Raw genomic sequence first — 26,030 nt, forward strand, 5'->3', positions numbered from 1 at the left:
TGTTCTCTCCACGTGCAGGGTTTGTGTTGGTGAAGCAAGGGGGCGATCAGTTCGCCTCTAGAAGTGGGTCGAGCGCGCGAACGTGTTCGACCTGCCAGCCAAGCGGTACCACATCACCAACCGCCAGAGCCGGATCCAGCTCGGCGATCGGTTGTTTCACGAAGAAGTCGGTCTTGCCACAGACTTCCAGGCGAACGCGGACGTGGTCGCCCAGATAGATGAATTCCGCCACGCGCCCCGAGAAGCGGTTGACGCAGGATTCGCTGGAGCCATTGAGGCTCACGCGCTCCGGACGAATGGACAGGGTCACTGGCTCGCCGGTCTTGCCGACATTCACCGCCAGCGCTTCGACCTTTTCACCGCGCCCCAGCTCAACCACGCAGCGATCGCCGTTGTGGCTGTGCAAACGGCCGTTGAGACGGTTGTTCTCGCCGATGAAGTTGGCGACGAAGGTATTTTTGGGCTTTTCATAGAGCTCGCGCGGTGGCGCAATCTGCTGGATTTCGCCTTGATGGAATACCGCCACGCGGTCGGACATGGTCAGGGCTTCGCCCTGGTCGTGGGTCACGTAGACCACGGTCACGCCCAGGCGTTGGTGCAGGTGTTTGATCTCCATCTGCATGTGTTCACGCAGTTGCTTATCCAGTGCCCCCAGTGGTTCGTCCATCAGCACCAGTTGCGGTTCGAACACCAACGCCCGGGCCAGAGCCACACGCTGCTGCTGACCACCGGAAAGCTGCGCCGGATAACGCTTGGCGAATGCATCGAGCTGAACCATGCTCAGCACGCGCTTGACCCGGTCACTGACGTCGCTTTTGTTCAGGCCACGCACGGTCAGCGGGAACGCCAGGTTCTCGGCCACTGTCATGTGCGGGAACAACGCGTAGTTCTGAAACACCATGCCGATGTCGCGTTTATGCGGCGGCACGTTGTTGATCGAACGCCCGGCCAGCTGGATTTCACCGGCGGTCGGGGTTTCGAAACCGGCCAGCATCATCAGACTGGTGGTCTTGCCGGAGCCGGAAGGCCCGAGCAGTGTGAGGAATTCGCCTTTGCGAATCTCCAGGTTGAGGTCTTTGACGATCAGGTTCTCGCCGTCGTAGCTCTTTTGCACTCCACGAAAGCTGACCAGAACATCATTTGCCCCAGCACTTGAATCGACCTCGCTCATACCCACACCTTTTGTTTTTGACTGCCGTGGACTAAGCCTAGTGGAGCCTCACAACCACGCAAATCGGGGGGTATGAGAGATTCGCCTAAGCCGGATGGAAGGTTCGGGGTAGGGATTGCCCTACACGAATGGCGTGATTGGGCATGTCACGAGGGAATGGGCGCGATGGCCTGTATTGGAAGCCATATAACGCGGGAATCGGACCTTACAGGCATGTCGTAAATGGGTATGGCTACACGCACTTCGTAGCAGCTGCCGAAGGCTGCGTTCAAGTGCGAAGCGCTCGCAAGTCAGGCAATCGAGATTTATCCGGGTAAATCGCGTTTGGAAGTTTTACGACCGCTTCGCGGCCGAACGCAGCCTTTGGCAGCTGCTACGGTTATGTGGCGTCCAAAGGAGACGCGTTACAGGAGCTTGTGTTTCATTGCGTATTTCACCAGCTCGGCCAGCGAAGTGATATTGAGTTTTTGCATCAGCCGCGCCTTGTGGGTGCTGATGGTTTTGCTGCTCAATGCCAATTGCTGGGCAATGTCGTTAACGTTCGCGCCTTGGGCCAGCCGTTCGAACACCGAAAACTCACGTTCAGACAGCAATGAGTGCAACGGCCGCGAGTCGGTCAGCCCCACTTCAAACACCATCCGGTCGGCCAGATCCGGGTCGATATAACGCCCACCTGCCGCGACCTTGCGGATCGCGGTCAGCAGCAGTGCCGGATCGCTGTCCTTGGTGGCATAACCGGCAGCCCCGACTTTCAACGCACGAGCGGCCATTTGCGCTTCGTCATGCATCGACAGCACCAGAATCGCCGGAGGATTGTTCAGCGCGCGAATCCGCGGGATCGCCTCCAGGCCATTGACGCCGGGCATGGAGATATCCAGCAACACCACTTCACAAGGGACATGTCGCAAAACGTCCAATAGCTGCTCGCCATTGCACGCCTCACCCACCACCAACAGGTCCTTGGCCAGGCCAATCAACTGTTTGATGCCTTCGCGGACGATGGTGTGGTCTTCGGCTACCAGTACACGGATCACGCATCTCTCCTAATCCAACGGCACTCGCACGCTCAATGTCGTGCCTTCGCCCAGCTCACTTTCCAGCGACAGACTGCCGCCCATGATCAACACCCGCTCGCGCATGCCCACCAGACCAAACGAAGTCGGGCGGCCTGTCGCCGGGACAAATCCCTGACCATCGTCGCTGACAGTCAGGCATAAATCGCCACCTTCGCGGGTCAGTGTCAATTCAACAGTATGCGCCTGAGCATGGCGCATGACATTGGTCAGCGCCTCCTGAAGGATACGGAACAGGCCAATGGCCTTGGCGTCGCTAAGGACCGGCAAATTTTCCGGTACCTGGACCAGACACGGAATCTGCGTACGCGCCTCGAAACGTCGCGCCTGCCACTCGATGGCCGAGGCGATGCCTGCATCAAGAATTGGTGGACGCAGCGCCGTGGCAACATCGCGCACCAACTGGAACAGCTGCGCGATCAGACGCTTCATGCTGTTGAGCCGTTCGTTCAAACCCGGGTCAAGATGCGCGTAAGCCAGCTCGCACATAGAGGTTTCCAGTTTGAGCACGGTCAGCATCTGCCCCAACTCATCGTGAACCTCCCGGGCAATGCGGGCCTTTTCCTCTTCCCGCACACTTTCCAGGTGAGCGGACAACTCGCGCAGTTGCTCGCGAGAACCGGCCAACTCCAGCTCGATACGCTTGCTTTCGCTGATGTCCCACACAATCCCGTCCCAGACCGCCGCGCCGTCTTCGAGACGACGGGTGATCGCCTTGATTTCCGCCCAACGCTGCTCGCCCTGACGCGTCACAATCCGCCCTTGCCAGGACCAGTCGCTATCCGTATCCAGCGCTTGATCCTGGGTCTGGTGATAGCTGGCTTTGTCGTCGGGATGGACCAGGCTGCGCAAGCCTTTGTCGCGATGGCTCAACGTCGCCGGCGAATAGCCCACCAGGTTTTCACTGCCTTCACTGATATAGGCGAAGTCGATCTGCCCGGTGACCGGCGCCCGCTCCAGGCGAAACACCAGTCCCGGTACGTTGGCGGCGATGCCTTGTAGTCGCGCCTCGCTTTCCTGCAAGGCGGCCAGGGCACGTCGACGCTCAGTGACGTCGTTGAGATAGACCACCAGATACTCACTATCGCGAAAGCGCAGGAAGCTCAGCGACACGTCAGCAGGCAGGATGCTGCCATCGGCACGAACACAGCTGGTTTCGAAGCTCTGCGGTCCGTCGTCACTGGCACGGGCGCGCTTCCAAAGCGTCAGCCAACGGTCCATATGCAGGTCAGGCTCGAAGTCGATCAAGGGTCGGTCGATGACGCCGCCCGGTGCATAACCGAGCATTTCTTCGGCCGCCCGATTGGCGTAGCGGACATGGCTGTCCCAGTTGACCCAGAGGATCCCCACGGTGCTTTGGTCGATGGAAAACTGCGTCAGGCGCAAGGCTTCTTCGCTGGCCTCACGATGGGCGATGTCCTCTCTGGCTGCCAACAAACGCTGCTCAAGGCATCGTCGCTGGCGACGCAGCCAGGTGACGATGGCCATGCTGCTGAGCAACAACACCGCCAGCAATAGACAGAGGTTCTGCCAAAAACCCGGCGACTCGACCAGACGCGGGTATTTGGGTTGCAGCCAGCGACTGTGTAGCTGTTCCAGATCTCGCGCCGGAATCGCATGCAGCGCCCTTTCAACGATCCCCGCCAGCTCAGGCCAGTCACGTCGCGTGGCGACTCGCAGCAATTGCGGCAGGCCGATATCACCGACCACCGCCAGACCGGTGAACTCCGGCTCGGCCGACAAACGACTGAGCTGCGCTTCATCCACCACGGCATACCGGGCTTGCTGGCTCAAAAGCAACTGCAAGGCCTGACGCTCCATCGGCACACCCTGCAAATTGAGATGGCCGTAAGTGCTGCGCAGGTAGTCGGCAACCGCACTGGGCATGCGTACAGCGACACGGGACTGGCTGTCGAGCTTCTCCAGGTCCACCGCACCGGCGCCTTTACGCTCACTGACTACCAGTTGTGGTACACGCATATAAGGATCGGAAAACTGCCAGAGTCGCAGCCCCGCCGGGGTTTGAGTCAGGCCGGGGGCAATGTCGACTTCACCGTCACGCACGGCGGCCTCCAACTGTTCCTGATCTGCAAAGTTGCGCCAACTCAGCTCGACCTTGAGGGCTTGGGCCAGCCACTGCATGAGCTCGACATTGGCCCCGGACAATCGCTGCAAGCGGCGATCAAATTGGGCGTATGGCGCTTGCATCACTAGCCCGACACGCAGCTCGGCGTGTTGCTCAAGCCATTGACGCTGATCGACATTCAACTGCGCGGGCGCAGGGGCCGCCAACGCGATCAAGGGAAGGCAAAAACAGCCGATAACCAACAGGCAGCGAAAACGCATCATCTGAAGTCTCACACACTGACAAATACTGACCAACCCATTAGGCTGCCGGGATTACTTCTGGCCTGGAATATCCGATGCCCCCTGTCTACCGCTTGGCACTGCACGCATTGTGCCTGTCGCTGATCCTGCCTTGTGCCTTTTCAGTCGAAGCTGCCGATCCTACCGGCGCCACGGCAAAAACCGCAGAAGAAAAACCGGTAGAGCGCCAGCTGCTGCTTGAGCGTAGTCAGGAAGAAGCGACGGCCCTTGAGCGACAAATCCCACAGCAGGAGCAGCAACAGTTGCAGGCCGGCAGCGACAGCTTCCTCACACTCTGGAAACCGGCCAATGCCAGTGAACCCAGCGGTGCGGTCATTATCATCCCCGGCGCCGGCGAAACCGCTGACTGGCCTCAAGCAATCGGTCCATTGCGGCAAAAATTGCCAAACGCCAACTGGGGCAGCCTGAGTATTACCTTGCCCGACCTGCAGAGCGACGCCAGCCAGCCGCGCAGTGTCGAAGCCGCGCCCGCGCCTGCCCCTGTGGACACTAGCAGCAAAGACGCCAGCACCGCTGCACCCAAACCCATCGAACAAGCGGCTGGCGGTGAGGCTGACATCACTGATCGTGCCGCCGCCGATAGTTCTGAGGAGAAAATCAAGGCTGACGCCGAGCGGATCTTCGCCCGAATCGATGCGGCAATTGCCTTTGCGCGGCAGCAAAACGCTCGCAGCATTGTCCTGCTGGGACATGGTACCGGGGCTTATTGGACCGCGCGTTACCTGAGCGAGAAACAACCGCCGCACGTAGAGAAGTTCGTAATGGTCGCCGCGCAAACGCCACTTAATGGAAAACCTGAGCTGGCACAACTGACGCCGACCTTGAAAGTCGCAACTGCCGACTTTTTCTATAATGACAAGGAGCTGGCACGCAGCGCCGCTTTGGCACGTCTGCAGGCGAGTAAACGCTTGAAGAGCGCACGCTTCACTCAGGTGTCTTTGAAGGCGTTGCCTGGAAACAGCACCGCCGAACAAGAGCAACTGTTTAGGCGCGTTCGCGGCTGGTTAAGCCCACGGAACACCGGCAACTGAACGGCCCTATTCGCGGGCAACCCGCCAGGATCGCAGCCAGCGGCAGCTCTTGCGCCGAGCGGATCTCGACCTGGCACCGAGGATATACACCGAACCGTAGGCGATGCCAAAGGTTCGGGTCGTGCTCGGATGATCTTTTCAGGGTCACCTGAATGCCTAACGAAAATCCCGCCGCTCACGGATCAACGCATAAGCGTTGTGCAGCTCGCGAGTTTTCTCGGTTGCCTCGCGCACTTGAAACGGGGTCGCGCCAGTGCCAGCAATCTTGTCCGGGTGATGGCGGCTGAGCAGGCGCCGGTAAGCACGCTTGATCTGCAATGGCTCGCTGGTGGCCGTCACACCCAGCACCTGCAAAGCCTCTTGATAAGCCCTGCCACTGTTGGCCAGGCTTTTTTTATGCGGCTCGTAGTCACTGGCCAGCGCTTGCACCTGTTGAGGTGTCCAGCCCAGCCATTTACCCCATAGATTAATCAGCTCTCGTTCGGCGCTGCTGGCTCGACCATCAGCCCAGACCATACGCCAGCAGGCGCGCAAAACGCCCTCGGCTGCATGCGGTTGGGTACTCAAGCGGCGCAAATACCCATGCAAGCGATCATGCCCGGACTTACCCCGATTGAACGCAGCGATGGCTCGCTTTTGCGCCGGTCCACTCATATCGAGTGAACGCATTTCCTGACGAGCCTGCTGGATATGCCCCTCAACCACCTGGCCATCGCTCTTGGCCAGTCGCCCTAACAATACGAACAACAGCTCATCATTGCGCAGCGCCGAACGCCCGCTCAAACGTTGGCGCAAATGGTCCCAACTCTGCAGTTGCAAGCGCCTATCCAGCGCCTGCCCCAACAATGCACCTAACATGGCCCCCGGAATGCTGGCTATGGCAAAGCCCGCTCCGGCTCCGATCAGAGTCCCTGGCCACAACATATCAGCGGCTCGCTTCCAGCAATTGTTCTACTTGCGCCAGACGTTCAAGGGTTCCGACATCAATCCAGCATCCATGCATGTGTTCGCCCGTGACCTGCCCTTGAGCCATGGCTTCGCGCAACAGCGGCGCCAATTTGAAGGAACCGGCGACGCACGTAGAGAACAGCCTTGGATGCAAAACCGAAATACCACTGTAAGTCAGCGCGGCTGAACCCGTCCCGGCGTCGTGTATCTGACCGTCCACCAGACAAAAGTCCCCCCCTGTCGGGTGATGCGCCGGGTTGTCGACCATCACCAGATGAGCAAGTCCGGCAATCGGTTGGCGCAAAGCCGTGAAGTCGTAATCAGTCCAGATGTCACCATTGACCACCAGGAACGGTTCATCACCCAACAGCGGCAACGCCCGAAAAATACCGCCTCCGGTCTCCAGCGGTTCCCCCTCCGGCGAATACTGAATGCTCACACCAAACTGCGATCCATCGCCCAGATAGTCTTCAATTTGCTGACCCAGCCAGGCATGGTTGATGACGATCTCGGTAAAACCTGCCACCGCCAATGCCCGAATGTGGTACTCGATCAATGGCACACCCGCGGCACGAATCAATGGCTTGGGCGTCGCCAGGGTCAGCGGACGCATGCGCTCACCTTTACCGGCCGCGAGAATCATTGCTTTCATACGGGCGCTCCAACCGGCTGGCGCAGGCTCGCCAACAGCTCACCCAACTCCGCCAGCTCTGGCCTGCGGGCCAGCACTGCTTCTATATAGGCAAAGAAACGCGGTACATCGCCCAGATAACGCGGCTTACCGTCACGGTGGCAGATGCGGGCAAAGATCCCGATCACCTTCAAATGACGCTGCACGCCCATCAGATCGCTGGCACGCAGGAAGTCTTCAAAATCAGACTGTACCGGGATACCCAATTTACCCGCCTGGTGCCAATAGTCTTTCAGCCAGCCATGCACGCGAGCGTCAGGCCAACTGAGGAATGCATCCTTGAACAGGCAGGTCACGTCATAAGTGACCGGGCCGTAGACTGCATCCTGGAAGTCCAGCACGCCCGGGTTCTGCTCGCTCAACATCAGGTTGCGCGGCATGTAGTCGCGATGTACCAGCACCTTGGGTTGGGCCAGAGCGCTGTCGATCAATAGATCGCTGACCCGTTGCCAGAGCGCCAGTTGTTCCTGATCAAGCTTGATACCCAGCTCACGGCCCACGTACCACTCGGGGAAGAGTTCCAGTTCGCGGCGCAGCAACGCCACGTCATAACTGGGAAGCACGGCATCCATTGGCAACTGCTGGAAGGCCAGCAATGCCTGCAGCGCGTCCTTGAACAAATCGTCGGCATTTTCGCCGTCGATCACGTCCAGATAGGTCTTGTTGCCCAGGTCATTGAGCAAAAGAAATCCGCGCTCGAGGTCCTCGGCATAAATTATCGGGACGTTTATTCCGGATTTCGCCAGCAATAAAGCGATATCCACGAAGGGTTTACAGTTTTCCTGAGGCGGTGGAGCGTCCATCACGACGAAGCTACGACCCTCCCCTTCCCAGCGAAAATACCGCCGAAAACTCGCGTCGCTGCTGGCCGCAGTCAACGTAGCCGGGGGCACGGCGCCCCAGCCGCGTGCTGTAAACAGAGTTGCCAATTGCTCATCGAGCCAAACTTTCAGGTGTTGCAAGCGTACATCTTGGTCAGGCATTGCAAGGGTCTCCGACGGCGCTAGCCGTCAAGCGGGTCATGCTTTATTATCCAGCATCTTTTTCAGACCATCGAGAGGCGTGCGGCCCACACCGCGGGCAGATGGCACGCAGGAAGCCCGGACTAATAAGATGGCATTGAAATCCCCCGCGTTTCGTAAAAAATTTCCGTTGTTGGTTACCGGCAGTTTGCTGGCCCTGCAACCTTTAGCCACTCAGTACGTGGTCGCCGCGGAACAGTATGACTGCTCAGTGTCTACTTCGGGTGCCTGGGACTGCGCACCAAAATCCAACGCTGCTCAATTGCCTCCGCGCCCTGTGCATGACGCGAATGCAGTCAGTTCCACCGGCGAGAGCCCGGCAGCCAACAGCGCCGGCAACGAAACCGCTACCAAGACCACGCTCGTCACCGAGGCCAAGGGCCGCGGCCTGCAGTCGCGCAGTGCCGACTACAGCCACCTTGACTGGGTGCCTCGTGAGAAGCTGACTGCTGCGCAATTGGCCGAGACCGGTCCTTATTGCTCTGGTTCCTATATCGAACCGATTCGTCCGGGCATGAATGACACGACGAATAAAAGTGACGCTCCAACGTTTATCGGCGCCAAAGCATCGCGCTATGAGCAAGAGCAACAGGTCGCGACCCTGGCCGGTGACGTGGTCATGCGTCAGGGCAGCATGCAGGCCGAGGCCGACGAAGCCAGCCTGTATCAAGCTGAAAGCCGTGGCGAGCTGAGCGGCAATGTCCGCATTCGCGACAACGGCGCGCTGCTCGTCGGCGATCACGCCGATGTGCAGCTCGATACCGGCGAAGCCAAAGTCGATAACGCTGAGTACGTGATGCACAAGTCGCGCGTGCGCGGCAGCGCGCTGTACGCCAAACGTGCCGAGAACGCCATCATCCGCCTCAAGGATGGTACGTACACCACGTGCGAACCGAACAGCAACGCCTGGCAGCTCAAGGGTAACAACATCACCTTGAACCCGGCGACCGGCTTCGGCACCGCGACCAACGTGACGCTGCGGGTCAAAGACATTCCGGTGTTCTACACCCCGTACATCTACTTCCCGATCGATAACCGTCGCCAGTCCGGCTTCCTGCCACCGACCATTGGCAGCGGTACCAAAACCGGCCTGTTGCTGGTCACCCCGTACTACTTCAACCTGGCACCCAACTACGATGCCACGTTGTATCCGCGCTACATGAGCAAGCGCGGGATGTTGATGGAAGGCGAGTTCCGCTACCTGACCAAGAGCAGTGAAGGTCAGTTTGGTGCTGCTTACTTGAATGACGACGACACTGAACGCAGCAAGCAGACCGGTTACGAAAAAACCCGCTACATGCTCAACTGGCAGCACAAGGGCGGACTTGATTCGCGCACACTGACAGAAGTCGACTACACCAAGATCAGCGATCCGTATTATTTCCAGGATCTGGAAACCGATCAGATTGGTGTCAGAACTGCCGACTACGTGAACCAGCAGGGTGTCGTCACCTACCGCGGCGACGATTACGTCGCGCGAATCAACGCACAAGCCTATCAGCTGGCAACCGTCTCCAATATCACACCGTACAACCGCTTGCCGCAGATCACCTTCAACGGTGCGCTGCCGTACCATCCAGGCGGGCTGAATTTCGCGTACAACACCGAAATCGTACGCTTTGACCGTAATTTGAAAAACGGCGACTTTATCGATGAAAACGGCAATGCCTCGCCACGGCTAGATACAAACGTTGTGGGTCTGGCGCGTGCAAACGGTGACCGCCTCGATCTTGAGCCGGCTGTCAGTCTGCCGCTCAACTGGACTTACGGCTTCCTGAAACCATCGCTCAAGTACAAGTTCACCCAGTACGATCTGAGTCTCGACGGAACAGGCAAGAGCCAGATCGTTGCGCAACAGCAAGCAGCGGCAGCGGCCGGTACCGATAACATCAATGGCGACTTCAACAACAATCAGAACCGCGGCGTGCCTATCGCTAGCATCGACAGCGGTCTGTACTTCGATCGCAACACTCAATGGTTCGGCAAAAACTACCGCCAGACCCTTGAGCCGCGCCTGTTCTATCTCTATGTCCCAGAGAAAGACCAGACCGACATCCCGGTCTTCGACACTGGCGAGTACACGTTCAACTACGCTTCGCTGTTTCGCGACAACCGCTTCTCTGGCTCTGATCGTGTCGGCGACGAGAACAAGCTGTCGCTGGGCGTGACCAACCGCTGGATCGAAGACAATGGCTTTGAGCGCCAACGCATCAGCGTCGGCCAGGCCGTTTACTTCAAGGATCGCGAAGTCCAGTTGCCGGGCATCGATGCAACCACCCGCAACGATGCACACTCCAAGGTTTCGCCTTACGCGCTTGAGTACGAATACCGCTTCAACCGTGACTGGCGCACCACCGCCGACTACAACTGGGACCCGGACAGCCGCAGCCCTCGCTCCGGCAGCGCGATGTTCCATTACCAGCCGGAAGACAACCCGAACAAGGTCATCAACGCCGGTTATCGCTATCGCAATGATCAGGTCCGTTATGACCAGACCACCGGTAAGTGGACAGTGGGTGGTGGCGACTACGGCACTCCAGGCACTCCGGGATTCGTGAAAGACTATTACAAGATCAAGCAGCACGATTTCTCGGTGATCTGGCCGGTCGTGCCGCAATGGAACGCCATCAGCCGCTGGCAGTACGACTACAACCGCAACCGCACTCTGGAAGCCTTCGGTGGTTTCGAGTACGACAACTGCTGCTGGAAACTGCGCCTGATCAACCGTTACTGGGTTTCCTATGACGAGTTCAGTCAAGAAGCCCCGCAAAACGAAAAAGGCGACCATGGCATCTTCCTCCAAATTGTTCTGAAGGGTCTCGGTGGCGTTACTGGCACCAAAGTAGAGAGCTTCCTTAACAAAGGCATTCAAGGTTATCGTGAACGTGAAGACCAAGCTTTCTGATTGTCTGCGCCCGCTGATGCTGGGCGCGCTGTTACTGGGTACCGCAGCGAACGCTGCGGTGCAGTCCATCGATAAAGTGGTGGCCATCGTCGATAACGACGTAGTCATGCAGAGCCAACTGGACCAACGGGTTCATGAAGTTCAACAAACCATCGCCAAGCGCGGTGGCGGCATGCCGCCAACCGGCGTGCTGAACCAGCAGGTGCTCGAACGCCTGATCGTCGAAAACCTGCAACTGCAGATCGGCGAACGTTCCGGCATCCGTATCACTGATGAAGAGCTGAACCAGGCGATCGGCACCATTGCCCAGCGCAACAATATGACCGTGGACCAGTTCCGCGCCGCCCTGACCCACGACGGCCTGTCTTATGAAGACGCTCGTGATCAGGTTCGCCGCGAGATGATCATCAGCCGTGTACGTCAGCGCCGTGTGGCTGAGCGTGTTCAGGTATCAGAGCAGGAAGTGAAGAACTTCCTGGCCTCGGACCTGGGCAAAATGCAGCTGTCCGAAGAGTTCCGTCTGGCCAATATCCTGATTCCTACTCCGGAAAGCGCAAACTCTGAAGCGATTCAGAATGCCGGACGCCAGGCTGCCGATGTCTATAGGCAACTCAAGCAAGGCGCCGATTTCGGTCAGTTGGCAATCGCCAGGTCCGCCAGTGAAACCGCGCTGGAAGGCGGCGAGATGGGCTGGCGTAAAGCCGCGCAACTGCCACCACCGTTTGATCGCATGCTGAGTTCGATGTCTGTCGGCGAAGTGACCGAGCCGATGCGTACTCCAGGCGGCTTCATCATTCTGAAGATCCTGGAAAAGCGTGGAGGCCAGACTCAGGTGCGCGACGAAGTGCACGTGCGCCACATCCTGATCAAACCAAGCGAAATTCGTAGCGAAGAAGAAACCAAGCGTCTTGCCCAGAAACTCTACGACCGGATTGAAGCCGGCGAAGACTTTGCTGAACTGGCGAAAAGATATTCGGAAGACCCGGGCTCCGCGCTTAACGGCGGCGACCTGAACTGGATCGACCCGAACGCCCTGGTGCCCGAGTTCCGCGCAGTGATGGCCAAAACCCAACAGGGCCAGCTGTCCAAACCGTTCAAGAGCCCTTACGGCTGGCACGTCCTGGAAGTCCTTGGCCGCCGCGCCACCGACAGCACCACCCAGGCCCGCGAGCAGCAAGCGATGACTGTACTGCGTAACCGCAAATACGACGAAGAGCTGCAAACCTGGTTGCGTCAGATCCGTGACGAAGCCTACGTAGAGATCAAACTCCCTGGCGCTGACCGGGCATCGCAGTGAAACCCAAACGTTTCGCGCTGACACCGGGCGAGCCTGCCGGTATAGGTCCCGACCTGTGCCTGCTGCTCGCCGCGCACCCCCAGCCGCATCCCCTGATTGCCATTACCAGCCGCGACCTGCTCCTTGAGCGGGCCGTGCAGCTGGGTGTGGTTGTCGACCTGCTACCGGTTACCCCGGATAGCTGGCCCGATCAACCCGCCCCAGCTGACAGCCTGTATGTCTGGGACACCCCACTGCAGAGCAAGGTCATCGCCGGTCAGCTGGATAAATCCAATGCATCGTTTGTACTGGAAACCCTGACCCGCGCCGGCCAAGGCTGTCTGGACGGGCACTTTGCCGGAATGATCACCGCACCTGTGCATAAGGGCGTGATCAATGAGTCGGGAATCGCTTTCTCCGGCCACACCGAGTTTCTCGCAGACCTGACCCACACCCCTCAAGTGGTGATGATGCTCGCCACACACGGCTTGCGGGTCGCGCTGGTCACCACGCACCTGCCACTGCGGGAGATTGCCGATGCAATCACCCCTGAACGCCTGGAGCGGGTCACACGGATTCTGCACACCGACCTGCAACAAAAATTCGGCATCGCCCAGCCACGCATCCTCGTCTGCGGACTCAACCCGCATGCCGGCGAAGGCGGACACCTGGGCCACGAAGAAATCGACATCATTGAACCAACCCTGGAGCGTCTGCGCGCTGAAGGCATGGACCTGCGTGGTCCCTTGCCCGCCGACACTCTGTTTACCCCCAAGTATCTGGAGCACTGCGACGCGGTGCTGGCGATGTACCACGACCAGGGTCTGCCCGTGCTGAAATACAAAGGCTTCGGCGCGGCAGTCAACGTGACCCTCGGTTTGCCGATCATCCGCACCTCAGTCGACCACGGCACCGCCCTGGACCTGGCTGGTAGCGGAAAAATCGACACCGGCAGCCTGCAAGTCGCCCTGGAAACCGCCTACCAGATGGCCGAGACCCGTTTATGACCGAGCATTACCAACACCGGGCGCGCAAGCGTTTCGGCCAGAACTTCCTGCACGATGCCGGCGTTATCGACCGCATCCTGCGCTCCATACACGCCAAAGCCGAAGACCGCCTGCTGGAAATCGGCCCGGGTCAGGGTGCGCTCACCGAAGGCCTGCTCAACAGCGGCGCCCAACTGGACGTGGTTGAACTGGACAAGGACCTGATCCCGATCCTCAACCAGCAATTCGCCGGCAAGAGCAATTTCAACCTTCACCAGGGCGATGCACTGAAGTTCGACTTCAGCAGCCTGAATGCCGCCCCCAACAGCCTGCGCGTCGTCGGCAACCTGCCGTACAACATCTCCACGCCGCTGATCTTCCACCTGCTGAACAATTCAAGCCTGATCCGCGACATGCACTTCATGCTGCAAAAGGAAGTGGTCGAGCGTCTGGCCGCAGGTCCCGGCGGTGGCGATTGGGGCCGTCTGTCGATTATGGTTCAGTACCACTGCCGGGTCGAACACCTGTTCAACGTCGGCCCCGGCGCGTTCAACCCGCCACCAAAAGTTGACTCGGCGATCGTCCGCCTGGTGCCGCACGCCGTGCTGCCGCACCCGGCTAAAGACCATCGTTTGCTGGAGCGCGTCGTTCGCGAAGCCTTCAACCAGCGCCGCAAGACCCTGCGCAACACCCTCAAAGCCTTGCTGAGCAATGCTGAAATCGAAGCCGCCGGCGTTGATGGCAGCCTGCGCCCAGAGCAGCTCGATCTGGCGGCCTTTGTCCGTCTGGCCGACAAGCTCAGCGAACAAGTCGCCGAGCAACCTGCCGACATCTGACAGACCAGAAGCGTTATCGGGTAGGACACCGGCCCTCATGTCTGGTTTACTACCCGATACTTGGCCTAGACTGACCTCAATCAGTTACGCCCCGCGTCCCGCTTTGCTTTTAAGGCCCTTTGCATGTCCGATCCTCGTTATCAGGTCGACGTCAGCGTCGTCACTCGCTATCTGGCAGAACAGTCACAGCCCGAGCAAGACCGCTTTGCCTTCGCCTACACCATTACCGTAAAGAACAATGGCCTGCTACCGGCCAAGTTGCTCTCTCGGCACTGGGTCATTACCGATGGCGACGGGCATGTCGAAGAGGTTCGCGGTGCAGGTGTGGTTGGCCAGCAACCGCTGATCGACGTCGGCCAGAGCCACACCTACAGCAGCGGCACCGTGATGACTACCCGCGTGGGCAACATGCAGGGGACTTATCAGATGCTCGCCGAAGACGGTAAACACTTCGACGCCATCATCGCGCCTTTCCGCCTGGCGGTGCCCGGAGCCCTGCACTGATGGCGACGTACGCCGTCGGCGACCTGCAAGGCTGCCTCGAACCACTGCAATGCCTGCTCAAGCGGGTCGCCTTCGATCCCGCCAAAGATCGCCTCTGGCTGGTGGGTGACCTGGTCAACCGCGGCCCGCAGTCGCTGGAAACCCTGCGTTTTCTCTACAGCATCCGCGAATCGCTGGTTTGCGTTCTCGGCAATCATGACCTGCACTTGCTGGCCGTCTGGCAGGACATCGAGCGTCTGAAGAAAGCCGATACCTTGCGCGAGATTCTCGAAGCGCCGGATCGCAAAGAGCTGCTTGAGTGGTTGCGCCAGCAAAAGCTGATGCACTACGACGAACAGCGCGAAATAGTACTGGTCCACGCCGGCATACCGCCGCAATGGACGCTGAAGAAAGCCCTGAAGTGCGCAGCCGAAGTCGAAGAAGCGTTACATGACGACAACCTCTTCGCCCCTTACCTGGATGGCATGTACGGCAACGAACCGGTGAAATGGGACAGCGACCTCAAAGGCACTGCTCGCCTACGGGTGATCACCAACTATTTCACTCGCATGCGCTTCTGCACCAGCGAAGGCAAACTCGATCTCAAAGGCAAGGAAGGCATAGATACAGCCCCGCCAGGTTATGCACCCTGGTTCCAGCACAAGGAACGCAAGACCAAAGGCCTGAAGATCGTCTTCGGTCATTGGGCCGCCCTCGCAGGCCAATGCAATGAGCCAGGCCTCTTCGCCCTCGACACCGGCTGTGTCTGGGGCGGCGCCATGACGCTGCTGAATATCGACACCGGTGAACGCCTGGAGTGCAAGTGCGATGCTCAAGGCCACGTCAAACCGCCTGCCACCGACTCCACCCCCGAACAATTACTGACCACCGAAAAGCGCTGAACCGCGCTTTTAGCCAGGCCACAGGAGCCCGCCATGAGCGAATTCAAACGCATCCCCCCCGAACAAGCCCATGCCCTGCGTGAGCAAGGTGCAGTGGTGGTCGACATCCGCGACCCGCAGACCTATGCCCTGAACCACATTAGCGGCTCACTGCATTTGGACAACCACTCCATCTCCGACTTTATCCGCGCTGCGGACCTGGATGCACCACTGGTCGTAGTCTGCTACCACGGCAACTCCAGTCAAAGCGCGGCCGCGTATTTGATCAGCCAAGGCTTCTCCGACGTCTACAGCCTGGACGGCGGCTTTGAGCTATGGCGCACAATTTACCCCTCGGAAATCGCGCAAGGCGTTTCTGAATAATTTTTTTCTAAAGCTCTAGCCCGCGCCCCCCGTGGGCTTGCGCCCTGGCTGACGAACGGTCGACCAGAACTAATTGCGCATTGCGCCTTGACCTCTCTGATTCCGAACTATCCTTAGGCACAGGCCATCCAAATTAGGGGAGAGCCGGTACACCGGCGTTCGGGTCATCGGTATTAGCTTTCAAGGTCAATAGCTTTGAAAGTGTTCTGGGGGGGTACAAGGCAACTGGATTTCAGTTGCACCAGCACTCGACTGACTGATCCGGCGTCGGCTCCACGTATCGAGCGAGGTGACGTCATGAGCATTTTTAGCCACTTCCAACAACGTTTCGAGTCCACACGCCAGGAAGAACTTACGCTGCAAGAGTATCTAGAGCTCTGCAAAAAGGATCGCAGCGCCTATGCCTCTTCAGCCGAACGCCTGCTACTGGCAATCGGCGAGCCGGAATTGCTGGATACTTCTGCCAACTCGCGGCTGTCTCGAATCTTTTCCAACAAGGTGATCCGCCGCTATCCGGCCTTTGAAGACTTTCATGGCATGGAAGAGTGCATCGATCAGATCGTCTCCTACTTCCGCCACGCCGCTCAGGGCCTGGAAGAGAAGAAGCAGATCCTCTATCTGCTTGGCCCCGTCGGTGGCGGTAAATCGTCCCTGGCCGAGAAGCTGAAACAGCTGATAGAGAAAGTGCCCTTCTACGCAATCAAGGGCTCGCCTGTTTTCGAGTCACCTCTTGGGCTGTTCAACTCCACAGAAGATGGCCAGATCCTCGAAGAAGACTTCGGTATCCCACGGCGCTACCTCAGTACCATCATGTCGCCTTGGGCAACCAAGCGCCTGGCCGAGTTTGGCGGTGACATCAGTCAGTTCAGGGTGGTCAAGCTCTACCCATCGATCCTCAATCAGATCGCCGTCGCCAAGACCGAGCCTGGGGATGAAAACAACCAGGACATTTCTGCCTTGGTGGGCAAGGTCGATATCCGCAAACTGGAAGAGTTCCCGCAGAACGACGCAGACGCCTACAGCTACTCCGGAGCTCTGTGCCGGTCCAACCAGGGCCTGATGGAGTTTGTCGAAATGTTCAAGGCACCGATCAAGGTGCTGCACCCATTGCTGACGGCAACTCAGGAAGGCAACTACAACAGTACCGAAGGCTTGGGCGCCATTCCGTTTACCGGCATCTTGCTGGCGCACTCCAACGAATCGGAATGGCACACCTTCCGCAACAACAAGAACAACGAAGCGTTCATCGACCGGATCTACATCGTCAAAGTGCCATACTGCTTGCGCGTCAGCGATGAAGTGAAGATCTACGACAAGTTGCTGTTCAACAGCTCTCTGGCCAAGGCCCATTGCGCGCCCGACACCCTGAAAATGCTTGCGCAATTCACCGTTCTTTCGCGACTCAAGGAGCCGGAGAACTCCAATATCTACTCGAAAATGCGCGTGTATGACGGCGAAAACCTCAAAGACACGGACCCGAAAGCCAAGTCGATTCAGGAGTACCGCGATAACGCAGGGGTCGATGAGGGTATGAATGGGCTCTCGACCCGATTTGCGTTCAAGATCCTGTCCAAGGTCTTCAACTTCGACCCCCACGAGATCGCCGCCAACCCCGTACACCTGCTCTATGTGCTCGAACAACAGATTGAACAGGAGCAATTCCAGGCGGAAACCCGCGAGCGCTACCTGCGCTTCCTCAAGGAGTATCTGGCACCACGTTATATCGAGTTCATCGGCAAGGAGATTCAGACAGCCTACCTCGAGTCCTACAGCGAGTATGGCCAGAACATCTTCGACCGGTACGTGCTCTACGCTGACTTCTGGATTCAGGATCAGGAGTACCGCGATCCGGAAACCGGAGAAATTCTCAACCGCGTAGCCCTGAACGAAGAACTGGAGAAAATCGAGAAACCGGCCGGCATCAGCAATCCCAAGGATTTCCGTAACGAAATCGTCAACTTCGTGTTGCGCGCCCGGGCCAACAACAACGGCAAGAATCCAACCTGGCTCAGCTACGAGAAGCTACGGGTGGTGATCGAGAAGAAAATGTTTTCGAACACCGAGGATCTGCTGCCGGTTATCAGTTTCAACGCCAAGGCCAGCAAAGAGGACCAGCAAAAACACAACGACTTCGTCACACGGATGGTCGAGCGCGGCTACACCGACAAACAGGTACGACTGCTCTCCGAGTGGTACCTGCGGGTCAGAAAATCACAGTAACCCGCTGCCGGTCGCACCGGTTGTCGTTAGCCAGAGGCCTGTGTCAACGATTTCTGTTACACAGGCTTCAGGGAGGTGTTTGAAAGTCGGTAGCGAGGCTCAGACAGAGAACGGGTGGCCCGCACGACGCAGAAATGCGCGTGGCGCCACCCCACTCGACACAGCCCGACCCGCTCTCGGCTTTTCAAGACAGCTTCTAAGGAGCAGTCATGAGCTATGTGATCGACCGACGTCTCAATGGCAAGAACAAGAGCACGGTTAACCGCCAACGGTTTCTGCGGCGTTACCGTGATCATATCAAGAAGGCAGTTGAAGAAGCCGTCAGCCGTCGCTCCATCACCGACATGGAGCATGGCGAACAGATCAGTATTCCCGGCCGCGATATCGACGAGCCGGTGCTTCACCATGGGCGCGGCGGCAAGCAAACGGTGGTTCACCCCGGAAACAAAGAGTTCAGCAGCGGTCAGCATATCCCTCGCCCACCTGGTGGAGGTGGCGGAAAAGGTCCTGGCAAGGCCGGTAATTCCGGCGAAGGCATGGACGAATTTGTCTTCCAGATCACCCAGGAAGAGTTTCTCGAATTCATGTTCGAGGACCTGGAACTGCCCAACCTGGTCAAACGCAACCTGGCCGGAACCGACACGTTTAAAACCGTCCGCGCCGGCATCAGCAATGAAGGCAACCCTTCGCGGATCAATATCATCCGCACGCTGCGCTCAGCCCACGCCAGACGTATTGCGCTGTCCGGCAGCAGTCGGGCAAAACTGCGTGAGGTAAAGGACGAGCTGGAGCGCCTAAGACGCGAAGAGCCAGATAATTTCGGCGATATTCAGGAAATGGAAGCGGAAATCGAGCGTCTTAGCGCCCGCATCAATCGTGTGCCATTTCTCGACACCTTCGACCTCAAGTACAACCTGCTGATCAAACAGCCCAACCCCAGCTCAAAAGCCGTCATGTTTTGCCTGATGGATGTCTCCGGCTCCATGACACAAGCGACCAAGGACATCGCCAAACGCTTCTTTATCCTGCTGTACCTGTTCCTCAAGCGAAATTACGAAAAGATCGACGTGGTGTTCATCCGCCACCACACCAGCGCCCGGGAAGTCGACGAGGAAGAGTTTTTCTATTCCCGCGAAACGGGCGGCACCATCGTTTCCAGCGCCTTGAAGCTGATGCAGGAAATCATGGCCGAACGCTATCCAAGTAATGAATGGAACATCTACGCGGCCCAGGCTTCCGACGGCGACAACTGGAACGATGATTCGCCGATTTGCCGCGACATCCTGATCAACCAGATCATGCCATTCGTGCAGTACTACACTTATGTTGAGATTACCCCGCGCGAACATCAGGCTCTATGGTTCGAATATGAACGGATCGCCGAAGCCTTTGTAGACACTTTCGCCCAGCAACAATTGGTCTCGGCCGGAGATATCTATCCGGTCTTTCGTGAACTCTTCCAGCGCAGGTTAGTGACATGACCGCCAGAGAGCAGAAACGTATCCCTATATCCACCGGCTCAGAATGGACGTTCGAGCTGATTCAGGCCTACGACCGCGAAATCAGTCGTATCGCGAATCGCTACGCGCTCGATACCTATCCCAATCAGATCGAAGTGATTACCGCCGAGCAAATGATGGATGCCTACGCCTCTGTCGGCATGCCACTGGGCTATCACCATTGGTCCTATGGCAAACACTTTCTCAGCACTGAAAAGTCCTACACTCGCGGCCAGATGGGGCTGGCCTACGAAATCGTGATCAACTCAGACCCGTGCATCGCCTACCTGATGGAAGAAAACACCATCTGCATGCAAGCACTGGTGGTTGCCCATGCCTGCTACGGACACAACAGTTTTTTCAAAGGCAATTACCTGTTCCGCACCTGGACCGATGCCAGCTCAATCATCGATTATCTGGTGTTCGCCAAGCAGTACATCATGCAATGCGAAGAACGCCACGGGATCGATGCGGTAGAAGACCTGCTGGACTCCTGCCACGCTCTGATGAACTACGGCGTCGACCGCTACAAACGCCCGTATCCGATCTCGGCGGAGGAAGAACGGCGCCGGCAGAAAGACCGGGAAGAACACCTGCAAAAGCAGATCAACGACCTCTGGCGCACAATTCCCAAAGGGGCGGACAAATTCAGCGACAAGGATAATGCGCGCTTCCCCGCCGAACCTCAGGAAAACATCCTCTATTTCATCGAAAAACACGCGCCATTACTGGAGCCATGGCAGCGGGAAATCGTGCGCATCGTGCGCAAGATAGCGCAGTACTTCTACCCACAACGCCAAACCCAGGTGATGAACGAAGGCTGGGCTACGTTCTGGCATTACACCTTGATGAACGACCTGTATGACGAGGGGCTGGTCACCGATGGGTTCATGATGGAGTTCCTGTCCTCCCATACCAGCGTGGTCTTTCAACCTGGATTCGACAGCCCCTATTACAACGGGATCAACCCCTACACCCTCGGTTTTTCCATGTACCGCGATATCCGGCGGATGTGCGAAGCGCCCACCGAAGAAGACTACCGCTGGTTCCCGGAAATCGCCGGTACCGACTGGCTCTCCAGCATCAAATTCGCCATGAGCAGCTTCAAGGACGAGAGCTTCATCCTGCAGTACTTGTCACCCAAGGTGATCCGCGATCTGAAGCTGTTCAGCATCCTGGATGACGATCAGAAGGAAGATCTGCTGGTTCCGGCGATACACGACGAAGACGGCTATCGGATCATCCGCGAAACCCTGGCGGCGCAATACAACCTGGGCAATCGCGAGCCTAACATACAGATCTACAGTATCGACCGGCGGGGAGACCGCTCGCTTACCTTGCGTCACCAGCAGCACGACCGTAAACCGCTGGGAGATTCCACCGACGAAGTACTCAAGCATCTGCACCGGCTCTGGGGCTTCGATATCCACCTGGAAACCCTGCAAGGCGACCAGGTGATGAAAACCCATCACGTACCGCCGAAAGGCGAGCATAGCGAGGGCGATTACGGCCGACTGGACCTGGCAGTCATCCACCTTTGATTCCCCCAAAACCTCCGTAAGTTCGACGCAAGGGTTATCCTGTCGAGCTAACGGAGGTTTTTTTATGCAGATTTATAAAGTCGGCGGCGCAGTGCGTGATCGCTTGTTGGGCAGGCCTGTCACCGACATCGACTGGGTTGTGGTGGGCGCCACCACGGAAGAAATGCTCGCGAAGGGATATCGCCCGGTAGGCGCCGACTTCCCGGTATTTCTGCATCCGCAGAGTGGTGAGGAATACGCGCTCGCCCGGACCGAACGCAAAAGTGGTCACGGCTATTGCGGCTTCACTTTTCACGCAAGCCCGGAAGTCACGCTTGAAGAAGACCTGATCCGCCGCGACCTGACAATCAACGCCATGGCCGAAGATGACCAAGGCGCCTTGACCGACCCCTATCATGGCCAGCAAGATCTTGATGCCCGCGTACTTCGTCACGTTTCACCCGCATTCGCCGAAGATCCACTCCGGGTTCTGCGGGTAGCCCGCTTTGCCGCACGCTATGCCGAGCTTGGTTTCAGCGTCGCCCCTGAAACCCTCGAACTGATGCGCCAGCTCAGCGAATCAGGCGAGCTTGAAGCACTGACGGCGGAGCGCAGCTGGAAAGAAATTTCCCGCGCCCTGATGGAAAACCAGCCTCAGGTGTTCATTCAAGTGCTGCGCGATTGCGACGCACTTAAAGTATTGCTTCCCGAAGTTGATGCCCTGTTCGGCGTGCCGCAACCCGAAGCTCATCACCCGGAAATCGACAGCGGCGCGCACACCCTGAGCGTCCTCAAACAAGCTGCTCTGTATGCTCAACCACTGACAGTACGCTGGGCGTGCCTGCTACACGACCTTGGAAAAGGGCTGACACCAGAAAGTCAGTGGCCGAAACACATCGCCCATGAACACAAGGGATTGCGCCTGATCAAGGCGGTGAACGAACGCTTCAAAGCGCCAAGGGATTGCCAGGAGCTGGCCTTGCTGGTCGGCGAGTACCACACTCACGGGCATCGCGCCCTTGAACTCAAGCCCTCGACATTACTGGAGCTGCTGCAGAGCTTTGATGTCTATCGTCGACCGCAGCGCTTTGAAGAGTTCATCGCAGCCTGCGAAATGGATGCACGGGGTCGCAACGGCTTCGAGCAGAGAAGTTACCCACAGGCGCAATATTTGAGAGGCGCAGCGAACGCAGCGCGGAACGTGGCGGTTCAGCCGTTATTGGAGCAAGGTTTCAAAGGGCCGGAACTGGGCGAAGCTTTGAAACAAGAACGCCTTAAGGCGCTGAAGAATTACAAAGAGCAGCAATAAGCAAAATCAAAAGATCATCCGAACGCGCCCCTAACCTTCGGTAGCCCCTACACGGATCAGCGTAGGAGCTGCTGAGGGCTGTGATCTTGTCGACCCTGCCTTGCACCCCGTCACAACAGATTCGAAGGCGTTAGCTGCTCACCACGCCACTCAAATGCCACTGGCGCCAAAACCTGATCTATTCGCGCTTCGCTCCACAGTGAAGCAAAGCTCTTGCCGACACCCGGATGCAGTCTGTCGGGCGCGATCAACGACAACGGCCACAGTACAAACGCGTTTTTCAGGATTTCTGCGCGAGGCAGGATCAAACCGTCGAAATTGCCCACCAGATCACCATAAAGCAGCACATCGATGTCCAGCGGCAAGCCCTTGCGATCCGGCGCATAACGACCGTTGTCCGCCTCGATGAATTTCAGTCGACGATCCAGCTCCACGAGTGGCAGATCGGTGTAGGCCGATACCACCAGATTGAAGAACGGACCGCTCTTGATGCCCACCGGCTGGCTTTCAAACACCGCCGAACAGCGCACATCCACCAGAAAACCGGCTAGAGCATCCAGCCCCGCCTGCAAATGAGGTTCGCGCGCGATATTGCTACCGAGACCTAGAAACACCTGAATTAGCGACATCCGCGCTCGATCTCCACACCCACACCCGCGGCGGCGGCAACTGCGCCTGGCTTGGTCAGCTTGAGGTGCAGCCAAGGGATTTGAAACTCACTCATCAGCACTTGCGCAAGACGCTCGGCAAAGGTTTCCACCAGCTGGAACTGCGCCTCTTCGGCAAACGCCTGAATGCGCGAGGACACACTCGCATAATCCAGCGCCAGAGTCAGGTCATCGCCTGCGGCTGCCGGGCGGTTATCCCAGGCGAAGCTCAGATCAAGACGCAGGCACTGTCGGATACCCCGCTCCCAGTCGTAGGCACCGATCACCGTGTCGACTTCCAGGCCCTCGATAAATACTCTGTCCAAGCACTCTTCTCCGCAGCACGACAAGGGCGCAATGCGCCGTTAGAATCAGGGCGTCCTCGCCCGGAATAGTTAGCATGTTTTGGTTACTGGCAATCCTCGCCTACCTGCTTGGCTCTCTGTCCTTTGCCATTTTGCTCAGCCGCCTGACCGGTAACCCCGATCCGCGAATGAGTGGCTCGGGTAATGCCGGCGCAACCAACATGCTGCGCCTGGCCGGTAAAAAGCTGGCCGTCCTGACCCTGCTCGGCGACCTCTGCAAGGGCCTGCTGCCGGTACTGATCGCCAATCTGGCCGGCTTGCCGCTACAGCAACAGGCCTGGGTCGGATTATGCGCCGTCATCGGCCACTTGCTCCCGCTGTACTTCCGCTTTCGCGGCGGTAAAGGCGTCGCCACTGCCGCCGGGATGCTGCTGGGGCTGTACCCGCCTGCTGCACTCCTGGCCATCACTGCCTGGCTGCTGACCTTCTACCTCACCCGCACCAGCTCGCTGGCCGCCTTGATCGCTACACCGCTGAGCCTGCCGCTGCTCGCCTGGCGTGAGCCTGCCGCCTTGCTGCCCATGAGCGTGCTCACAGTGCTGATCGTCTGGCGTCATCGGGGCAATCTACGCGACCTGCTTGCCGGGCGCGAACGGCATTTTTAAATCCCGATGGTGAAGCGACCCAGGATCATCGGCCGCTCCCAACAGGACACAAGCTTACAAAGGCGACAATTGCTCCATCGGCCAGCGGGCCTGCACGCTGATTGCCAGACTTTCCCGCTGTCCGGCCTGTAAACGCTGACAACCGGCAAATGCGATCATCGCGCCGTTATCCGTGCAGAACTCCGGGCGTGCGTAGTAAACATCGCCCTTCATGTCGCCGAGCATTTTTTCCAGTGAAACCCGCAACGCCGCGTTGGCACTTACGCCACCCGCGATGACCAGGCGCTTGAGACCGGTCTGCTTCAAGGCTCGCTTGCACTTGATGGTCAAAGTCTCCACCACTGCCTGCTGGAAGGCCAGCGAGATGTCGCAACGGGTTTGCTCACCGTCGTCCCCAGCGCTGACAAACTGTTGCCAGGTGTTCAAGGCAAAGGTTTTCAAGCCGCTGAAACTGAAATCCAGACCCGGGCGATCGCACATCGGGCGCGGGAAGACGAAACGTCCGGCAACGCCTTGCGCCGCCAATCGAGCGATCTCCGGTCCACCCGGATAATTGAGCCCCATCATCTTCGCCGTTTTGTCGAAAGCCTCACCGGCGGCATCATCGAGCGTCTCGCCCAATAGTGCGTATTGGCCGATCCCGTCGACCCGAACCAGCTGGGTATGCCCTCCAGAAACCAACAAAGCGACGAACGGAAACTCCGGAGGTTGCTCCTCCAGCATCGGCGCCAGCAAATGACCTTCCATGTGATGCACGCCAAGGGCTGGAATACCCCAGGCAAACGCTAGCGCCTGAGCGCATGAGGCGCCGACCAGCAACGCCCCGACAAGCCCGGGCCCCGCGGTGTAGGCGATGGCATCGATCTCGGTCGGCACGCAATCGGCCTCTGCCAAAACCTGACGAATCAAGGGCAGCATGCGCTTGACGTGATCGCGTGAAGCCAGCTCTGGCACCACGCCACCATAGGCACGGTGCAGGTCGATTTGACTGAACAGCGCATCGGCCAGCAGGCCGCGTTCACTGTCGTAAAGTGCGACGCCGGTTTCATCGCAGGAGGTTTCTAATCCCAGTACTAGCATGGGTTTGCGCCTTGTAGAGGCTAAATTCGAAGGCGCGCATAATAGTCGTCACTTCCGGCCCCTACCAGCGGTTTTCGATCAGAGGCTTTGCATTCCTAGCGATGAGGGGTTAACATCCGCAACCCTTAAAAACCGACGTCTTCAAGTGCACTTTTGCCGCGAGGATGTTGACCCCGGTAATGAATGAAGGTAGCTCTGGATGCCAGCCGTCAAAGTTAAAGAGAACGAACCCTTCGACGTAGCTCTGCGTCGTTTCAAGCGCTCCTGCGAAAAAGCCGGTGTTCTGGCTGAAGTTCGTAGCCGCGAATTTTACGAGAAGCCGACTTCTGAGCGTAAACGTAAGGCAGCAGCCGCTGTTAAGCGTCACGCCAAGAAAGTTCAGCGCGAGCAGCGCCGCGCCGTTCGTCTGTACTAATACGCAGACGTTCGTAGCAAGCTTCTGCCAAGCCCGGCCCTCAGCCGGGCTATTGGCATTTGCGGATATCGCTTGATGCTTCACCGTCAAAGCCGCCGATGCGACCGAGACAAATCTGCTTCATCACGTCAGGCCTGGCTTTTTGCCAGCGGTGCACGTCTTTTCTGACGAGCCTTACAAGGCTACCGACGAGCACACCTTACCTGATTCCTCGACAGACGATCAGCCCAAGGCACACTCTCCTGTGCCCGCTTATGAGCTATCCGAGGCCTGCCATTGGCCGCTGCCGGACTCA

The 26,030-nt window shown here is 58.2% G+C and carries 23 protein-coding genes; 14 read left to right on the forward strand and 9 right to left on the reverse strand.

The features are described from left to right. Positions 1–46 precede the first annotated feature (46 nt). From AC07VR_RS17305 to AC07VR_RS17315, 3 genes are all read right to left on the reverse strand, one after another. Positions 47–1,171, reverse strand: coding sequence for an ABC transporter ATP-binding protein (locus AC07VR_RS17305; protein ID WP_494990548.1), 1,125 nt, complete (start codon positions 1,169–1,171; stop codon positions 47–49). A gap of 404 nt (positions 1,172–1,575) precedes the next feature. Then, positions 1,576–2,205, reverse strand: a complete 630-nt coding sequence (locus tag AC07VR_RS17310; protein ID WP_494990549.1) for a response regulator — start codon at positions 2,203–2,205, stop codon at positions 1,576–1,578. 9 nt (positions 2,206–2,214) lie between these two features. After that, positions 2,215–4,593, reverse strand: a complete 2,379-nt coding sequence (locus tag AC07VR_RS17315) for a PAS domain-containing sensor histidine kinase (RefSeq protein ID WP_495011954.1) — start codon at positions 4,591–4,593, stop codon at positions 2,215–2,217. A gap of 74 nt (positions 4,594–4,667) precedes the next feature. Here AC07VR_RS17315 and AC07VR_RS17320 point away from each other — a divergent pair, with 74 nt between their 5' ends. After that, positions 4,668–5,663, forward strand: coding sequence for an alpha/beta hydrolase family protein (locus tag AC07VR_RS17320; protein ID WP_495011955.1), 996 nt, complete (start codon positions 4,668–4,670; stop codon positions 5,661–5,663). Positions 5,664–5,819: 156 nt separating this feature from the next. Here AC07VR_RS17320 and AC07VR_RS17325 read toward each other — a convergent pair whose 3' ends face one another. The 3 genes from AC07VR_RS17325 to AC07VR_RS17335 are packed head-to-tail and all read right to left on the reverse strand — an operon-like array spanning position 5,820 to position 8,285. Continuing rightward, positions 5,820–6,587, reverse strand: a complete 768-nt coding sequence (locus AC07VR_RS17325; protein WP_495011956.1) for a TerB family tellurite resistance protein — start codon at positions 6,585–6,587, stop codon at positions 5,820–5,822. Position 6,588: 1 nt separating this feature from the next. Next, positions 6,589–7,263 (reverse strand): N-acetylmuramate alpha-1-phosphate uridylyltransferase MurU, encoded by a 675-nt coding sequence (murU, locus tag AC07VR_RS17330; RefSeq protein ID WP_495011957.1) that lies wholly within the window; start codon positions 7,261–7,263, stop codon positions 6,589–6,591. Beyond that, positions 7,260–8,285, reverse strand: coding sequence for an aminoglycoside phosphotransferase family protein (locus AC07VR_RS17335; protein WP_494990554.1), 1,026 nt, complete (start codon positions 8,283–8,285; stop codon positions 7,260–7,262). The genes murU and AC07VR_RS17335 overlap by 4 nt, the downstream gene beginning before the upstream one ends. Positions 8,286–8,415: 130 nt before the next feature. Here AC07VR_RS17335 and AC07VR_RS17340 point away from each other — a divergent pair, with 130 nt between their 5' ends. The 11 genes from AC07VR_RS17340 (at position 8,416) to AC07VR_RS17390 (ending at position 22,623) form a co-directional block, all read left to right on the forward strand. After that, the gene (locus tag AC07VR_RS17340; protein WP_495011958.1) at positions 8,416–11,229 is read left to right on the forward strand and encodes an LPS-assembly protein LptD; all 2,814 of its coding nucleotides are present in this window, start codon (positions 8,416–8,418) and stop codon (positions 11,227–11,229) included. Beyond that, positions 11,210–12,526 carry a peptidylprolyl isomerase SurA gene (gene surA, locus AC07VR_RS17345; RefSeq protein ID WP_495011959.1) on the forward strand — a complete coding sequence of 439 codons (1,317 nt, stop codon included), beginning with the start codon at positions 11,210–11,212 and terminating at the stop codon, positions 12,524–12,526. Before AC07VR_RS17340 ends, surA begins: the two co-directional genes overlap by 20 nt. After that, positions 12,523–13,512, forward strand: coding sequence for a 4-hydroxythreonine-4-phosphate dehydrogenase PdxA (gene pdxA / locus AC07VR_RS17350; protein WP_494990557.1), 990 nt, complete (start codon positions 12,523–12,525; stop codon positions 13,510–13,512). Before surA ends, pdxA begins: the two co-directional genes overlap by 4 nt. After that, positions 13,509–14,327 (forward strand): 16S rRNA (adenine(1518)-N(6)/adenine(1519)-N(6))-dimethyltransferase RsmA, encoded by an 819-nt coding sequence (gene rsmA, locus AC07VR_RS17355; protein ID WP_495011960.1) that lies wholly within the window; start codon positions 13,509–13,511, stop codon positions 14,325–14,327. The genes pdxA and rsmA overlap by 4 nt, the downstream gene beginning before the upstream one ends. A 123-nt stretch (positions 14,328–14,450) precedes the next feature. Beyond that, complete coding sequence (gene apaG / locus AC07VR_RS17360; protein WP_494990559.1) at positions 14,451–14,831, forward strand: Co2+/Mg2+ efflux facilitator ApaG/CorD; 381 nt, start codon at positions 14,451–14,453, stop codon at positions 14,829–14,831. Then, positions 14,831–15,712 carry a symmetrical bis(5'-nucleosyl)-tetraphosphatase gene (locus AC07VR_RS17365; protein ID WP_494990560.1) on the forward strand — a complete coding sequence of 294 codons (882 nt, stop codon included), beginning with the start codon at positions 14,831–14,833 and terminating at the stop codon, positions 15,710–15,712. The genes apaG and AC07VR_RS17365 overlap by 1 nt, the downstream gene beginning before the upstream one ends. A 33-nt stretch (positions 15,713–15,745) precedes the next feature. Continuing rightward, a complete protein-coding gene (gene glpE / locus AC07VR_RS17370; RefSeq protein WP_494990561.1) occupies positions 15,746–16,075 on the forward strand; it encodes a thiosulfate sulfurtransferase GlpE in 330 nt (109 codons plus the stop codon). Positions 16,076–16,372: 297 nt separating this feature from the next. After that, on the forward strand, positions 16,373–18,295 hold the full coding sequence (locus tag AC07VR_RS17375; protein WP_494990562.1) for a PrkA family serine protein kinase: 1,923 nt from the start codon (positions 16,373–16,375) through the stop codon (positions 18,293–18,295). 209 nt (positions 18,296–18,504) lie between these two features. Next, positions 18,505–19,776 carry a YeaH/YhbH family protein gene (locus tag AC07VR_RS17380; RefSeq protein WP_494990563.1) on the forward strand — a complete coding sequence of 424 codons (1,272 nt, stop codon included), beginning with the start codon at positions 18,505–18,507 and terminating at the stop codon, positions 19,774–19,776. Next, complete coding sequence (locus AC07VR_RS17385) at positions 19,773–21,335, forward strand: SpoVR family protein (protein ID WP_494990564.1); 1,563 nt, start codon at positions 19,773–19,775, stop codon at positions 21,333–21,335. Before AC07VR_RS17380 ends, AC07VR_RS17385 begins: the two co-directional genes overlap by 4 nt. Before the next feature lie 64 nt (positions 21,336–21,399). Further along, on the forward strand, positions 21,400–22,623 hold the full coding sequence (locus AC07VR_RS17390) for a multifunctional CCA addition/repair protein (protein WP_494990565.1): 1,224 nt from the start codon (positions 21,400–21,402) through the stop codon (positions 22,621–22,623). Between the two features lie 110 nt (positions 22,624–22,733). Here the strand turns inward: AC07VR_RS17390 and folK are convergent, their stop codons facing one another. Both folK and folB read right to left on the reverse strand, forming a co-directional pair. After that, positions 22,734–23,252, reverse strand: a complete 519-nt coding sequence (folK, locus tag AC07VR_RS17395) for a 2-amino-4-hydroxy-6-hydroxymethyldihydropteridine diphosphokinase (RefSeq protein WP_494990566.1) — start codon at positions 23,250–23,252, stop codon at positions 22,734–22,736. After that, positions 23,243–23,596 (reverse strand): dihydroneopterin aldolase, encoded by a 354-nt coding sequence (gene folB, locus AC07VR_RS17400; protein ID WP_494990567.1) that lies wholly within the window; start codon positions 23,594–23,596, stop codon positions 23,243–23,245. Before folB ends, folK begins: the two co-directional genes overlap by 10 nt. 74 nt (positions 23,597–23,670) lie before the next feature. Between folB and plsY the strand changes: the two genes are divergently transcribed. Beyond that, positions 23,671–24,240 carry a glycerol-3-phosphate 1-O-acyltransferase PlsY gene (gene plsY / locus AC07VR_RS17405; protein WP_494990568.1) on the forward strand — a complete coding sequence of 190 codons (570 nt, stop codon included), beginning with the start codon at positions 23,671–23,673 and terminating at the stop codon, positions 24,238–24,240. Positions 24,241–24,294: 54 nt separating this feature from the next. On the opposite strand, the gene tsaD is transcribed toward plsY, so the two are convergent. Then, complete coding sequence (tsaD, locus tag AC07VR_RS17410) at positions 24,295–25,320, reverse strand: tRNA (adenosine(37)-N6)-threonylcarbamoyltransferase complex transferase subunit TsaD (RefSeq protein WP_495011961.1); 1,026 nt, start codon at positions 25,318–25,320, stop codon at positions 24,295–24,297. Positions 25,321–25,519: 199 nt separating this feature from the next. Between tsaD and rpsU the strand changes: the two genes are divergently transcribed. Then, the gene (gene rpsU, locus AC07VR_RS17415; RefSeq protein ID WP_002551877.1) at positions 25,520–25,735 is read left to right on the forward strand and encodes a 30S ribosomal protein S21; all 216 of its coding nucleotides are present in this window, start codon (positions 25,520–25,522) and stop codon (positions 25,733–25,735) included. The last annotated feature ends 295 nt before the right edge of the window (positions 25,736–26,030 follow it).

The organism is Pseudomonas sp. GW821-FHT02H09, from assembly GCF_059421425.1.